Source organism: Erwinia sp. BNK-24-b, from assembly GCF_047456155.1.
In the GTDB taxonomy this organism is placed as follows: Bacteria; Pseudomonadota; Gammaproteobacteria; order Enterobacterales; family Enterobacteriaceae; genus Erwinia; species Erwinia phyllosphaerae.
The window spans coordinates 4,370,544-4,384,514 of the sequence record NZ_CP179901.1; the positions used below are offsets into that span (position 1 = coordinate 4,370,544).

Genomic DNA, 13,971 nt, shown 5'->3' on the forward strand with positions numbered 1-13,971 from the left:
ACGCCTTGCTCATTACTTTTCTATCAGACAATCTGTGTGAGCACTACGCGGGAAAGTATCTTCAGGTAAGGAGGTGATCCAACCGCAGGTTCCCCTACGGTTACCTTGTTACGACTTCACCCCAGTCATGAATCACAAAGTGGTAAGCGCCCTCCCGAAGGTTAAGCTACCTACTTCTTTTGCAACCCACTCCCATGGTGTGACGGGCGGTGTGTACAAGGCCCGGGAACGTATTCACCGTGGCATTCTGATCCACGATTACTAGCGATTCCGACTTCACGGAGTCGAGTTGCAGACTCCGATCCGGACTACGACGCACTTTATGAGGTCCGCTTGCTCTCGCGAGGTCGCTTCTCTTTGTATGCGCCATTGTAGCACGTGTGTAGCCCTGGCCGTAAGGGCCATGATGACTTGACGTCATCCCCACCTTCCTCCGGTTTATCACCGGCAGTCTCCTTTGAGTTCCCGACCGAATCGCTGGCAACAAAGGATAAGGGTTGCGCTCGTTGCGGGACTTAACCCAACATTTCACAACACGAGCTGACGACAGCCATGCAGCACCTGTCTCACGGTTCCCGAAGGCACTAAGGCATCTCTGCCGAATTCCGTGGATGTCAAGGCCAGGTAAGGTTCTTCGCGTTGCATCGAATTAAACCACATGCTCCACCGCTTGTGCGGGCCCCCGTCAATTCATTTGAGTTTTAACCTTGCGGCCGTACTCCCCAGGCGGTCGACTTAACGCGTTAGCTCCGGAAGCCACGCCTCAAGGGCACAACCTCCAAGTCGACATCGTTTACGGCGTGGACTACCAGGGTATCTAATCCTGTTTGCTCCCCACGCTTTCGCACCTGAGCGTCAGTCTTCGTCCAGGGGGCCGCCTTCGCCACCGGTATTCCTCCAGATCTCTACGCATTTCACCGCTACACCTGGAATTCTACCCCCCTCTACGAGACTCTAGCCTGCCAGTTTCGAATGCAGTTCCCGGGTTGAGCCCGGGGATTTCACATCCGACTTGACAGACCGCCTGCGTGCGCTTTACGCCCAGTAATTCCGATTAACGCTTGCACCCTCCGTATTACCGCGGCTGCTGGCACGGAGTTAGCCGGTGCTTCTTCTGCGGGTAACGTCAATGACAAAGCGTATTAAGCTCCATCCCTTCCTCCCCGCTGAAAGTACTTTACAACCCGAAGGCCTTCTTCATACACGCGGCATGGCTGCATCAGGCTTGCGCCCATTGTGCAATATTCCCCACTGCTGCCTCCCGTAGGAGTCTGGACCGTGTCTCAGTTCCAGTGTGGCTGGTCATCCTCTCAGACCAGCTAGGGATCGTCGCCTAGGTGAGCCGTTACCCCACCTACTAGCTAATCCCATCTGGGTTCATCCGATAGTGAGAGGCCCGAAGGTCCCCCTCTTTGGTCTTGCGACGTTATGCGGTATTAGCCACCGTTTCCAGTGGTTATCCCCCTCTATCGGGCAGATCCCCAGACATTACTCACCCGTCCGCCACTCGTCACCCGAAGAGCAAGCTCTTCTGTGCTACCGTTCGACTTGCATGTGTTAGGCCTGCCGCCAGCGTTCAATCTGAGCCATGATCAAACTCTTCAATTTAAGTTTGATTTGCTGCAACAAGTGCAGCGATGCTCAAGTGTAAAACGTCATAATGAATTTTCATTATGTGTTCACTCTTAAGACTTGATATTTTTTTGCGTCCGGAGACGCTGATATCAATCCTGCGAGTGCCCACACAGATTGTCTGATAAATTGTTAAAGAGCGTTGCGGTAAGCGCCGTGGCGACTTACTGCGAGGTGGCGTATCTTACGCTTTCCTCCTTCAGAGTCAACTTCTTTTTCAGAAGTTTTTCTCCGGCGGTTCAGCTTCCTGACCCTCTCAACCCGGCGGCCGGTAAGCCGTTGTTCCGTGTCGATGGAGGCGCATTATAGGGAGTTCTCGACGGCTGACAACCCCTAATTTTAGAAAAATAGCGCGTTCGCTGCATTCCACAGCAAAAGGGGTATTTATACGCATTTACCCACAAACTTATCCACATTCGTCGGCGCACTTAAATTTAGACGAGCATCACGCAAACGTTTTCGCTACAATGCCCCCGAAAAATCCCGGCCCCCATTTGGGGGCGTTACCTGAATCTTCGCGTGCTTCTTTCTCTATATAGAAGCGAAAAGCTAAGATTGATGTAACGCTCTTATCTATGCGAACCAAAGCCAAGGGATAAAACCTCATGCAACAACCTCGTCCTGTACGCCGCGCTCTGCTCAGCGTGTCCGACAAAGCCGGTATCCTCGAATTTGCTCAGGCGCTGTCAGCGCGCGGTGTTGAGCTGCTTTCCACTGGCGGCACCGCCCGCCTGCTGGCAGAAGCGGGCCTGCCCGTTACTGAAGTGTCTGACTACACCGGTTTTCCGGAAATGATGGATGGACGCGTCAAAACACTGCATCCAAAAGTACACGGCGGCATTCTGGGACGCCGTGGCCAGGATGACGACATTATGCAGCAGCACAGTATCGCGCCTATCGACATGGTTGTCGTAAACCTTTATCCCTTTGCCCAAACGGTCGCCCGCGAAGGCTGCTCGCTGGAAGATGCGGTAGAAAATATTGATATCGGCGGCCCAACGATGGTGCGCTCGGCGGCCAAGAATCATAAAGACGTGGCTATCGTAGTAAAGAGCAGCGACTACGCGGCTATTATTGCGGAGATGGATGCCAACGATAACTCGCTGCAGCTGGCCACCCGTTTCGATCTGGCTATTAAAGCTTTTGAGCATACCGCAGCCTACGACAGCATGATCGCCAATTACTTCGGTAGTATGGTTCCTGCTTATCATGGTGAAACCACCGAGCCTGCCGGACGTTTCCCGCGTACGCTTAACCTGAACTTTATTAAGAAGCAGGATATGCGCTACGGCGAGAACAGCCATCAGGATGCTGCCTTCTATATAGAAGAGAACGTCACCGAAGCTTCCGTTGCCACCGCGCAGCAGGTTCAGGGTAAAGCGCTTTCCTATAACAACATCGCGGATACCGACGCCGCGCTGGAGTGCGTGAAGGAATTCAGCGAACCGGCCTGCGTGATCGTCAAGCATGCTAACCCTTGCGGCGTTGCGGTCAGCGATTCCATTCTGGGCGCTTACGAGCTGGCTTACAAAACTGACCCAACTTCTGCTTTTGGCGGCATCATCGCTTTCAACCGCGAGCTGGATGAAGCCACCGCGCAAGCCATCGTTAGCCGCCAGTTTGTTGAGGTGATTATTGCGCCTTCAGCAAGCGAAGCTGCATTAAAGGTTACCTCGGCCAAGCAGAACGTTCGCGTCCTGATTTGCGGTCAGTGGCAGCAGCGTCAGGCTGGTTTAGATTTCAAACGCGTTAACGGCGGCCTGCTGGTACAGGATCGCGACCTGGGCATGGTTGAAGAAAGCCAGCTGCGCGTGGTCAGCAAGCGTCAGCCAACCGAGCAGGAATTGCGTGATGCGCTGTTCTGCTGGAAAGTCGCCAAGTTTGTGAAGTCAAACGCCATCGTTTATGCACGCGATAACATGACCGTAGGTATTGGCGCGGGCCAGATGAGCCGCGTTTACTCCGCTAAAATTGCCGGCATCAAAGCAAAAGACGAAGGTCTGGTGGTGGAAGGCTGCGCGCTGGCCTCGGATGCCTTTTTCCCGTTCCGTGATGGCATTGACGCCGCCGCCGCTGCTGGCGTGCGCTGCGTTATCCAGCCTGGCGGTTCCATTCGTGATGAAGAAGTTATCGCTGCCGCTGACGAACACGACATCGCGATGATCTTTACTAACATGCGCCACTTCCGCCATTAATTAAGGAACCAGACTATGAAAATTTTAGTAATCGGCAATGGCGGCCGCGAGCATGCGCTGGCATGGAAAGCTTCTCAGTCGCCGCTGGCGGAAACCGTTTTTGTCGCGCCCGGCAATGCCGGTACCGCACTTGAGCCTGCTTTGCAGAACGTGGCTATCAGCGCCACCGATATCCCGGCTCTGCTGGACTTTGCACAGCGTGAAAATATTGACCTGACCATCGTTGGCCCGGAAGCCCCACTGGTGATTGGCGTCGTGGATGCTTTCCAGGCTGCCGGACTGAAAATTTTTGGCCCAACCCAGGCTGCCGCGCAGCTGGAAGGATCTAAAGCTTTCACCAAAGATTTCCTGGCCCGTCATAAGATCCCAACCGCGGAATACCAGAACTTTACCGATGTAGACGCCGCGCTGGCCTACACGCGCAGTAAAGGCGCACCGATCGTTATTAAGGCCGATGGCCTGGCGGCGGGTAAAGGCGTGATTGTGGCGATGACGCTACAGGAAGCAGAAGAAGCGATTAAAGATATGCTGGCCGGCAACGCGTTTGGCGACGCCGGACACCGCATCGTGGTGGAAGAGTTTCTGGACGGTGAAGAAGCCAGCTTTATCGTGATGGTTGATGGTGAAAACGTTCTGCCGATGGCAACCAGCCAGGATCATAAACGCGTAGGCGATGGCGACACCGGCCCGAACACCGGCGGCATGGGCGCGTACTCTCCTGCTCCGGTGGTCACCGATGAGATCCACCAGCGCGTAATGGACGAAGTTATCTGGCCAACCGTTCGCGGCATGGCGGCCGAAGGTAACGTTTATACCGGTTTTCTGTATGCCGGCCTGATGATTGATAAAAGCGGCCAGCCGAAGGTGATTGAATTTAACTGCCGCTTTGGCGACCCGGAAACGCAGCCGATCATGCTGCGTTTGCAGTCGGATCTGATCGAGCTTTGCCTGGCGGCCGTTGACGGCAAGCTGAACACGAAAGATTCGGTCTGGGATCCTCGTCCTGCGCTGGGCGTGGTTCTGGCGGCTGGCGGCTATCCTGGCGACTACAGCACCGGTGACCAGATCCACGGTTTACCGCTGGAAGAGACGCCAGACGGCAAAATCTTCCATGCCGGCACCAGAATGCAGGATGATTTAGTGGTGACTAACGGCGGCCGCGTCCTGTGCGTAACGGCGCTGGGTGAAGACGTTGCGGCAGCACAGCGCCATGCCTACGAACTGGCTAAGCCTGTTTCGTGGAACGGTAGCTTCTGCCGTAAAGATATCGGCTATCGCGCCATCGGCCGTAAATAAGACAGACCAGCAGGGGATGAAGCTTTTCGTCCCCTGACCTCCCCCCTTTCCGCTAACTCCCTGGCAGAACGTTAACACGCGGCTAGAAACTGTCGGCCTGCGGCTCCTCAGGGCAAATGTCTTTGGGCGTTGCCAGCAGCAGCTGTGTGCCACCCGGCGCTTTCAGCCATGCGATGCTGAGCGGCTGACCTGACTCCTGCTGATGCTGAGTAATATAGCGAGCGTCGTTACTTTCGAAGTCTGGCGTGGTTTTCCCGCCATGGCAAAGCATAACCGTGCCTGAAGGCGTCCAGTGCCCCTGGAGAAGCGTAACCCGGCCTTTCAGCAGATCGTCGCTGATGGCCCGCATACGGCCTGCATCAAACTGATAGAGCGCTATCGCATCGGCGGAGAGCGATTCTCGTCGACCCGCCAGCTGGCGCTGCATAAAGTTCAGGCTACCATCGCGATCGAAGCGGAGAGTGACGCTTTCCTGCTGTTCCCCGGCAATATGTCGCGCAATCGAAATCAGCTTATCCTGTTGCCAGTAATAGTCGGTTGTTTCTTCGCCCTGCCCGGTAAACGGGGTATAGACGGTTTGCAGATGGGTAGTATGAGAAGGTGCTTTGCGCCAGATACGGACCGCGCCGCGATCGGCCAGATAACCGCTGGCGGTAAAATCAGGCGTGTGCTGAGAGCTACAGCCTGCTAACAGCAGGAGCGGCAAAAACAGTAAGGTACGGGAGGAAAGGTTCACGAGCCCCTCAAAGCGAGAAGAACGTCGTCACAGCTTGCAAGGTTTAACAAAAGGGGCTTAACGCCCCCCTGTTTAAAACTTTTCACTGTCGATTATTTAACAGCGTCTTTCAGAGCTTTACCAGAAACGAATGCCGGTACGTTAGCAGCTGCAATTTTGATTTCGTTGCCAGTCTGCGGGTTGCGGCCAGTACGCTCAGCACGGTGGTTAACTTTAAAAGTACCAAAACCAACCAGTTGTACAGCATCACCTTCTTTCAGAGACTCAGTAATCGCAGCCAGGGTGGATTCCAGAGCAGCTTTAGCCTGGGTCTTAGACAGGTCCGCTTTGTCCGCAATTACATCAATCAGTTGAGTCTTGTTCATAAGTTATCCTTACAGTGTATTTATCGCTTGCTAAGCATCGAGTGCGAGGGAAAAACCAGTTTCTGGCACTCTCCTGCATACACGCACCGATAGCCACATTTTTCAGCCCCCCAAATGTAGACCAGACTGGGGGCGAATGTGAAGCCTTAAGGCGCTACAAATCAGGCCTGAAGTCACGTTTTATCGTCTTACTGCTGAAAATTTATACCGATATTGCTGATCCCCGATTCCCGCAGGTCAGAACGCAGTCCTTTTATCAGTTCGAGATCCCTTTCCTCACAGGCGCTGAGCAGGCGAAAAATTTCCCACTGGATGTCCCATTCCTCTTCGACGGCGGGATTCGCTTTTAGCTCTTCATCGGTCATTTCGCGTTCGGCCTGGGTCATTTCCAGCATCGCAACGCTGGTGATAGATGCCTCGCTAACGGCAATTGCGTGCGCCAGCGTTTCGCCACTCAGGCGAGAGTGCAGCAGTTCGCTTAATGCCACACAGGCATCGATAGCAGGATAAACGCCGTAAAGGTCGTAATCCTCAGCGACCGGAATCGCCTCTTCCAGCTTTTCCAGCTGCGAGTCGAAATTAACTTTGGCATCCTTCACGACCAGCGTTTCCCATATCAGATCGAGAATACGGCGATAAAGCTGGCCGTCGCCAAAGCCGGTCTGCTGGCAAAACGCCCAGTAATTGGGATACATGCGCTCACACAGGCAGGCCATAAAAGTAACGTGCTGCCAGCTTTCCAGCTTTTCGAGCCGCAGGTGAATCGGATTACGTAACATGTTGGGATCTCATAAACAAAATTGCGCGGCCTGCAGTGTAACCGAAAAGCGGACGCCTCACACCGTTATAGCGGGATGCCAAGCCGCGCAAAAGCGGGCCGGTTTGATGCCACTGCGTCGGCCCAGCGCGTCGGTTCGGGTAGACGATAGCCTTGCAGACAGGTTTCGACCCACTGCAACGCCGTATCGACGCTGACGCGATGGCCCGGCGAGATAAAGAGTGGGTTACAACGCTTCTTACTGCGCAGTACCCAGCCAATCTGCTCACCTTTATCGATCAAAGGTTGCCGGGAACCCGGCTCCTCGTCCAGAGGCTCAAACTTGCCGCACAGGCGCCGCTTGGCCACGCCGATGGTTGGCACGTCCACCAGCATACCAAAATGGCTGGCAACACCCAGGCGGCGTGGATGCGCAATGCCCTGGCCGTCAACGAACAGCAGATCGGGCTTTTGTTCCAGCAGCTCCCACGCGGCCAGCAAGGCGGGATATTCACGAAACGACAGGAAGCCGGGTATATAGGGCATGGTTGTGGCTATTCGCGCAACGCGATGTTCAATCATCTTTAGCGACGGATATTCCAGAACCACCAGCGCGGCGCGTGTTACCTCGCCGCCCTGTTCAAATCCTACGTCCGCCCCTGCAATGTAGCGCGGCGGCATTACGTCAAAATCATCAGCGCGTACCACTTCTGCCGCACGCGTTGTCTGTTCCTGCTTTAATGCCTGTATATCCATAACTAATCCTGGTGATACTGTGGTGACAGTTTGTGAACGGCCTCCACAAAAGCACCCGCGTGTTCTGGCGGCACATCCTGATGAATGCCGTGGCCCAGGTTGAACACGTGGCCCGTGCCGTTGCCGAAGCCCTGAAGTATGCCCGCAACTTCTTGCTCAATACGGGCAGGAGAAGCATAAAGCATAGAAGGATCCATATTGCCCTGCAGCGCCACTTTATGACCAACGCGACGGCGCGCTTCGCCGATATCGGTGGTCCAGTCCAGACCCAGCGCGTCACAGCCGGTTTCCGCCATCGCTTCCAGCCACTGCCCGCCGCCCTTGGTAAACAGCGTCACGGGAACGCGGCGACCGTCGTTTTCACGCAGCAGGCCGTCAACGATTTTGTGCATGTAGTGCAGCGAGAATTCCAGGTAATCGCGCCCGGTCAGCACGCCACCCCAGGTATCGAAAATCATCACCGACTGCGCGCCAGCGCGGATCTGCGCGTTCAGGTAGAGCGTGACGCTGTCCGCCAGCTTGTCCAGCATCAGATGCAGCGTTGCCGGCTCGGCGTACATCATCTTTTTCAGTTTGGTAAAGGCTTTGCTGCTGCCGCCTTCCACCATATAGGTTGCCAGCGTCCACGGACTACCGGAGAAGCCAATCAGCGGCACCTGGCCCTGCAGATTCTTGCGGATAGTGCGCACCGCGTTCATCACGTAGCCCAGCTCCTGTTCGGGATCGAACACGGGCAGCTTTTCTACGTCGGCGCGGCAGGTAACCGGCGAGGAGAAGCGCGGGCCTTCGCCAGCTTCAAAATAGAGTCCCAGCCCCATCGCATCAGGGATGGTCAAAATATCGGAGAAGAGGATCGCCGCATCCAGCGCATAGCGCCGCAGCGGTTGCAGCGTAACTTCACAGGCCAGCTCGGCATTTTTACACAGCGACATAAAGTCGCCAGCCTGCGCGCGCGTGGCTTTATACTCTGGCAAATAGCGTCCGGCCTGGCGCATCATCCATACGGGCGTAACGTCTACCGGCTGACGCAGCAGAGCACGCAAATAACGATCGTTCTTCAGTTCACTCATCTTCAGGACTCTTTTTCATTCAGACGCACAGTATATCAGTTATTCCGCCTCGGCGCGGCAGAGCGCAACCGTGTCTTCAATCAGCCGACGGGCCACGGTTCCGGCTGGCGGCAGCTGCGGCAGGGCGTCAAAGCGATACCAGTTAGCGTCCAGCAGCTCTTTAGGATCGATAACGATTTCGCCGCTCTCAAAGTCGGCCATAAAAGCCATCATCAGCGACTGCGGGAAAGGCCAGGGCTGCGAGGTAACGTAGCGCAGATTTTTGACTTTAATACCGCTCTCTTCCATCACTTCCCGTGCAACGGTCTGCTCCAGCGTTTCGCCCACTTCAACAAAGCCCGCCAGCACCGTATAAATGCCGTTGCGATGGCGAGTATGCTGAGCAAGCAAAATTTCATCACCGCGACGAATGGCCACGATGATGCAAGGAGAAATTTGCGGATAATAGCGCTGGCGGCAGTGGCTGCACAGGCAGGCCCATTCCGTTTTGCTACGGTGCATGGTATGCCCGCAGTAGCCGCACCACTTGTGCGCACGATAGAATTCCGCCAGCTGGACGCCGCGTCCCGCAAGCTGAAACAGAACGGCATCCTGATCAAGAAGTTGTCGTAACGAGGCCATTCCCTCGGGGCGATTTTCACACACCAGCCGTACCGGTTCGCCTTGCCATTCTCCGATAAGCGATGCGGTTCGGCCCGTCAGGTCTAAATCTTGTGCAGTACCGTACGGTAATTGACCTTTCGGCAACCAAAGTTTCTGTTCATGGCTGACAACCCACCAGCCAGCGTCTACGCTTGAAATCTCAAGTTCCATAAATTGCTCATCCTCACTTCACGTACTACCGGATCGGGATAGACAGTTAAAAATAACACTTTTGGAGTCACTCATGCTTGACCAGCTGGAAGTTCTGACCTCACGCGTAGGCGGATGTAGCGAACTCGTAGATTTTTGTCTTCACTCACGCAAGCAGTTATTAGTTGCTTATTATCAAATGGTTGGCATTAAGCCTAACAAGGAATCGCTGACCACGCTCGACGAAAATGCGCTGGATAACTTTTGTCAAAGCCTGGTAGATTATTTGTCAACCGGCCACTTTACGGCGTATGAACGTTTTATTCAGGAGATGGAAGGCACTGAGCAGCTGGCGAAAGCCGCGCTAATCTATCCGTCTTTGCAGGGAAATACCGAGCACATTATGAGTATTTATGATGCTCATCTGGAAAATGCTATCGACCACGATAACTACCTGGAGTTTCAACAGGCGCTCTCCATGGTCGGCGAAGCGCTGGAAGCCCGTTTTACGCTTGAAGATAAGTTTATCCAGCTGGCGCTGGAGAAGTTTGCAACCACCCCGGCCGCCAACGATGCCGCGATGGCTCGTCCTGCCTGAAAAGTTATAAACTTGTAAAATCCTTGAGCTTTCCATAAAGCCCCTTTATGCTGAATGGGCAATCACCTAGCGATTGCCTGGCAACAGCCAGAATTCTTCTTGTCGGAGTGCCCTTTGGGGCTGAGACCGTTTATTCGGGATCCGCGGAACCTGACCAGGTTAGTACCTGCGTAGGGAACAAGAGTAAAGATTCAAGTCGGGGCTTTGACTGCCCGCGCTTACTCCTCCGAACTCCGGACAAGCAAATTTCCCTTATATCAGGAACTTGCTATGTCTACCCATACCAAACCCACTCGCCGCGAACAGCGTGCCGAAGCCCAGCAGTTTATCGACTCTTTACAGGGCGCCGCTTTTCCCAATTCAAAACGCATTTACCTGACCGGCTCGCGGCCCGATTTACGTGTGCCAATGCGCGAGATCCAGCTCAGCCCCACGATGACCGGCAGCAAAGATAATCCGCAGTTCACCGAGAACGAGCCGGTGCCGGTTTACGATACGGCTGGCCCTTATGGCGATCCTGAAGCCACCATTGACGTTCACGCCGGACTCGCCAGGCTGCGAGAAGCGTGGATAACCGAGCGCGGCGATACGCAGCCGATAGAAAAACTCAGCTCGGTTTATACCCAGCAGCGACTGGCTGACGAAGGGCTGGATCATCTGCGTTTCGATAACCTGCCTTGCCCGAGGCGCGCGCTGGCCGGACGCTGCGTTACCCAGCTGCACTATGCCCGCCTTGGCGTCATTACGCCGGAAATGGAATTTATCGCACTGCGTGAAAATATGGGTCGCGAACGTATCCGCAGCGAAGTGCTGTTACAGCAGCACCCGGGAGAAGCTTTTGGTGCCCATCTGCCGGAAAATATCACCGCTGAGTTTGTCCGTCAGGAAGTGGCCGCCGGACGTGCCATTATTCCGGCCAATATTAATCACCCTGAATCGGAGCCAATGATCATTGGCCGCAATTTTCTGGTGAAGATTAACGCCAACATCGGCAACTCTGCGGTCAGCTCCTCCATCGAAGAAGAAGTTGAAAAACTGGTCTGGTCGGCACGCTGGGGTGCAGATACGGTAATGGACCTCTCCACCGGCCGTAATATCCATGAAACGCGCGAGTGGATTTTGCGTAATAGTCCGGTGCCGATCGGCACGGTTCCTATCTATCAGGCGCTGGAGAAGGTAAACGGCGTAGCGGAAAATCTTAACTGGGATGTCTTCCGCGACACGCTGCTGGAGCAGGCTGAGCAAGGCGTGGATTACTTTACTATCCATGCTGGCGTTCTGCTGCGCTACGTGCCAATGACCGCCAAACGCCTGACCGGCATCGTCTCGCGCGGCGGTTCGATTATGGCGAAATGGTGCCTCTCCCATCATCGTGAAAGCTTCCTGTACGAACACTTCCGCGAAATCTGTGAAATCTGTGCCGCTTACGACGTCTCGCTGTCGCTGGGCGACGGCCTGCGCCCCGGCTCGATTCAGGATGCCAATGACGAAGCCCAGTTTGCCGAGCTAAGAACGCTGGGCGAGCTGACAAAAATCGCCTGGGAATATGACGTCCAGGTGATGATTGAAGGGCCAGGCCATGTGCCGATGCAGATGATCCGTCGCAACATGACCGAACAGCTGGAACACTGTCACGAAGCGCCTTTTTATACGCTTGGCCCGCTAACCACGGATATCGCGCCGGGTTATGACCATTTTACCTCCGGGATTGGCGCGGCGATGATCGGCTGGTTTGGCTGCGCCATGCTCTGCTACGTCACGCCAAAAGAGCATCTTGGTTTGCCTGACAAAGAAGACGTTAAGCAGGGGTTAATCACCTATAAAATTGCGGCGCATGCGGCTGACCTGGCGAAAGGCCATCCTGGCGCGCAAATCCGCGATAACGCCATGTCGAAAGCGCGGTTTGAATTCCGCTGGGAAGATCAGTTTAACCTGGCGCTCGACCCCCATACCGCTCGCGCCTATCACGACGAAACGCTACCGCAGGAATCCGGCAAGGTTGCCCATTTCTGCTCAATGTGTGGCCCTAAATTCTGCTCGATGAAGATCTCTCAGGAGGTGCGCGAATACGCGGCCAAACAGGAAGAAGCCCAGCCCATCGAAATTGGCATGAAGGAGATGTCGCGGGCGTTCCGCAGCCGCGGCGGTGAGCTTTATCATTCCGCCGATAGCCTGAACACAGAGGAGAACGTATGAGTCGCGGTGCCTTTCCCCTGACTAAGGAAAAACTGGGCCTTTATCCGGTAGTGGATACGGTGGAATGGATTGAGCGCCTGTTAGAAGCGGGTGTACGTACCCTTCAGCTGCGTATTAAGGATCTGCCGGAGAAAGCTGTCGAGCAGGATATCGCCGCCGCTATCGCGCTGGGCAAACGTTATAACGCCCGGCTGTTCATCAATGACTACTGGCGTCTGGCGATCAAACACCAGGCTTATGGCGTGCATCTCGGTCAGGAAGATCTGGATATTGCCGATCTGGATGCGATTTATCATGCCGGACTGCGTCTGGGCCTTTCCACGCATGACGACGCAGAGCTGGATCGCGCGCTGGCCGAACGCCCTTCCTACATTGCGCTCGGCCACGTTTTTCCTACCCAAACCAAAGAGATGCCTTCTTCACCTCAGGGACTCCATGAGCTGAAGCGGCACGTTGCGCGCCTGGCGGGCGTTTCTACCGTCGCCATTGGCGGAATTTCTCTGGAAAAAGCGTCTGACGTGCTGGCAACCGGCGTCGGCAGCATCGCCGTGGTCAGCGCTATTACCAAAGCCGCAGACTGGCGCGCGGCCACGGCACAGCTGCTGGCGCTGGCCGGGACAGGAGATGCCCATGCTTAACGACAGCGAATTTATGCGCTACAGCCGCCAGCTGCTGCTGGAAGAGTTTGGCGTAGAGGGTCAGGAAAAGCTCCGGGCAGCCAGCGTGCTGCTTGTTGGCCTGGGAGGGTTAGGCTCACCCGCCGCGGCTTACCTTGCCGCAGCGGGCGTGGGAAAACTGCTGCTGGCCGATGACGATAAGCTTCATATCAGTAACTTACACCGGCAGACCCTGTATGACAGCACCAAGATCGGACAGCCAAAAGCCGACCTGGCGAAAGAGCGTTTACAGGCGCTCAATCCGCAGGTTGAGTTTATTGCGCTTAAGCAACGTATGGATGCCAGCGCCTTACGGGAAGCGGTGCAGTGGGTCGATTTGGTACTGGATTGCAGCGATAACATGCAAACGCGTCATGCCGTTAACGCTGCCTGCGTAGCAAGTAATACGCCGTTGATCAGCGCCAGCGCCGTGGGTCTGGGCGGTCAGCTGCTGGTGATTACGCCGCCGTTCCACCATGGTTGTTATTGCTGTCTGTGGCCGGATGAGATCGAACCGCAGCGCAATTGCCGCACGGCGGGCGTACTTGGGCCAGTGGTAGGCATTATGGGAACGCTTCAGGCGCTGGAAGCGTTGAAAATGCTGGCGGGTCAGCCGTCGACGCTTGATGGCAAGCTCCGACTGTTTGATGGTAAGCAGCAAACATGGCGCACGCTTAATCTTGAACGTAGTCCGGGCTGTCCGATTTGCGGAGGCGACCGTGAACGTCATCATTAATGATGAAGCGCATACGCTTGTCCCGCCCCTGACGCTGGCCGACCTGCTGACGCAGCTTTCCTGTCAGCAGGCCGGTACGGCGCTGGCCGTCAACCAACAGATTGTGTCGCGCGATCGCTGGCCCACTTACCCCTTACAGGAAGGCGATGAACTGGTGATTTTCCAGGCTATCGCCGGAGGCTGAGT

At 55.3% G+C, this 13,971-nt stretch carries 13 protein-coding genes, 1 rRNA gene and 1 riboswitch; of the genes, 7 read left to right on the forward strand and 7 right to left on the reverse strand.

The window, feature by feature from the left end; translation table 11 throughout:
* Positions 1–66: 66 nt before the first annotated feature.
* Positions 67–1,608, reverse strand: a 16S ribosomal RNA gene (locus tag ACMGGR_RS20150).
* Positions 1,609–2,237: 629 nt separating this feature from the next.
* On the opposite strand from ACMGGR_RS20150, the gene purH reads away from it, so the two are divergent.
* Together purH and purD are read left to right on the forward strand one after the other, a co-directional pair.
* Entirely contained in the window at positions 2,238–3,827 is a 1,590-nt protein-coding gene (gene purH / locus ACMGGR_RS20155; RefSeq protein ID WP_414147717.1) for a bifunctional phosphoribosylaminoimidazolecarboxamide formyltransferase/IMP cyclohydrolase, read from the forward strand.
* Positions 3,828–3,842: 15 nt separating this feature from the next.
* Positions 3,843–5,123 carry a phosphoribosylamine--glycine ligase gene (purD, locus tag ACMGGR_RS20160; RefSeq protein ID WP_246760133.1) on the forward strand — a complete coding sequence of 427 codons (1,281 nt, stop codon included), beginning with the start codon at positions 3,843–3,845 and terminating at the stop codon, positions 5,121–5,123.
* Between the two features lie 82 nt (positions 5,124–5,205).
* Here purD and ACMGGR_RS20165 read toward each other — a convergent pair whose 3' ends face one another.
* The 6 genes from ACMGGR_RS20165 to nudC all read right to left on the reverse strand — a co-directional run bounded on the left by ACMGGR_RS20165 (position 5,206) and on the right by nudC (position 9,620).
* Positions 5,206–5,859 (reverse strand): DUF1481 domain-containing protein, encoded by a 654-nt coding sequence (locus ACMGGR_RS20165; RefSeq protein WP_414147718.1) that lies wholly within the window; start codon positions 5,857–5,859, stop codon positions 5,206–5,208.
* A gap of 92 nt (positions 5,860–5,951) precedes the next feature.
* Positions 5,952–6,224 (reverse strand): nucleoid-associated protein HU-alpha, encoded by a 273-nt coding sequence (gene hupA / locus ACMGGR_RS20170; protein WP_017803060.1) that lies wholly within the window; start codon positions 6,222–6,224, stop codon positions 5,952–5,954.
* A gap of 188 nt (positions 6,225–6,412) precedes the next feature.
* A complete protein-coding gene (locus ACMGGR_RS20175; protein WP_414147719.1) occupies positions 6,413–7,003 on the reverse strand; it encodes a YjaG family protein in 591 nt (196 codons plus the stop codon).
* 65 nt (positions 7,004–7,068) lie between these two features.
* Complete coding sequence (gene nfi / locus ACMGGR_RS20180; protein WP_246760136.1) at positions 7,069–7,737, reverse strand: deoxyribonuclease V; 669 nt, start codon at positions 7,735–7,737, stop codon at positions 7,069–7,071.
* Positions 7,738–7,739: 2 nt separating this feature from the next.
* The gene (gene hemE, locus ACMGGR_RS20185) at positions 7,740–8,807 is read right to left on the reverse strand and encodes a uroporphyrinogen decarboxylase (protein WP_246760137.1); all 1,068 of its coding nucleotides are present in this window, start codon (positions 8,805–8,807) and stop codon (positions 7,740–7,742) included.
* A 39-nt stretch (positions 8,808–8,846) separates the two neighbouring features.
* Positions 8,847–9,620, reverse strand: a complete 774-nt coding sequence (nudC, locus tag ACMGGR_RS20190) for an NAD(+) diphosphatase (protein WP_246760138.1) — start codon at positions 9,618–9,620, stop codon at positions 8,847–8,849.
* A gap of 73 nt (positions 9,621–9,693) precedes the next feature.
* Between nudC and rsd the strand changes: the two genes are divergently transcribed.
* The 5 genes from rsd to thiS all read left to right on the forward strand — a co-directional run bounded on the left by rsd (position 9,694) and on the right by thiS (position 13,969).
* Entirely contained in the window at positions 9,694–10,197 is a 504-nt protein-coding gene (gene rsd / locus ACMGGR_RS20195) for a sigma D regulator (RefSeq protein ID WP_246760139.1), read from the forward strand.
* A gap of 93 nt (positions 10,198–10,290) precedes the next feature.
* A riboswitch (TPP riboswitch) is annotated at positions 10,291–10,391 on the forward strand.
* A 76-nt stretch (positions 10,392–10,467) separates the two neighbouring features.
* Complete coding sequence (gene thiC, locus ACMGGR_RS20200; protein ID WP_414147720.1) at positions 10,468–12,393, forward strand: phosphomethylpyrimidine synthase ThiC; 1,926 nt, start codon at positions 10,468–10,470, stop codon at positions 12,391–12,393.
* Positions 12,390–13,031, forward strand: coding sequence for a thiamine phosphate synthase (gene thiE / locus ACMGGR_RS20205; RefSeq protein ID WP_414147721.1), 642 nt, complete (start codon positions 12,390–12,392; stop codon positions 13,029–13,031). Before thiC ends, thiE begins: the two co-directional genes overlap by 4 nt.
* Positions 13,024–13,785 carry a HesA/MoeB/ThiF family protein gene (locus ACMGGR_RS20210; protein WP_414147722.1) on the forward strand — a complete coding sequence of 254 codons (762 nt, stop codon included), beginning with the start codon at positions 13,024–13,026 and terminating at the stop codon, positions 13,783–13,785. Before thiE ends, ACMGGR_RS20210 begins: the two co-directional genes overlap by 8 nt.
* The gene (thiS, locus tag ACMGGR_RS20215; protein WP_414147723.1) at positions 13,769–13,969 is read left to right on the forward strand and encodes a sulfur carrier protein ThiS; all 201 of its coding nucleotides are present in this window, start codon (positions 13,769–13,771) and stop codon (positions 13,967–13,969) included. Before ACMGGR_RS20210 ends, thiS begins: the two co-directional genes overlap by 17 nt.
* The last annotated feature ends 2 nt before the right edge of the window (positions 13,970–13,971 follow it).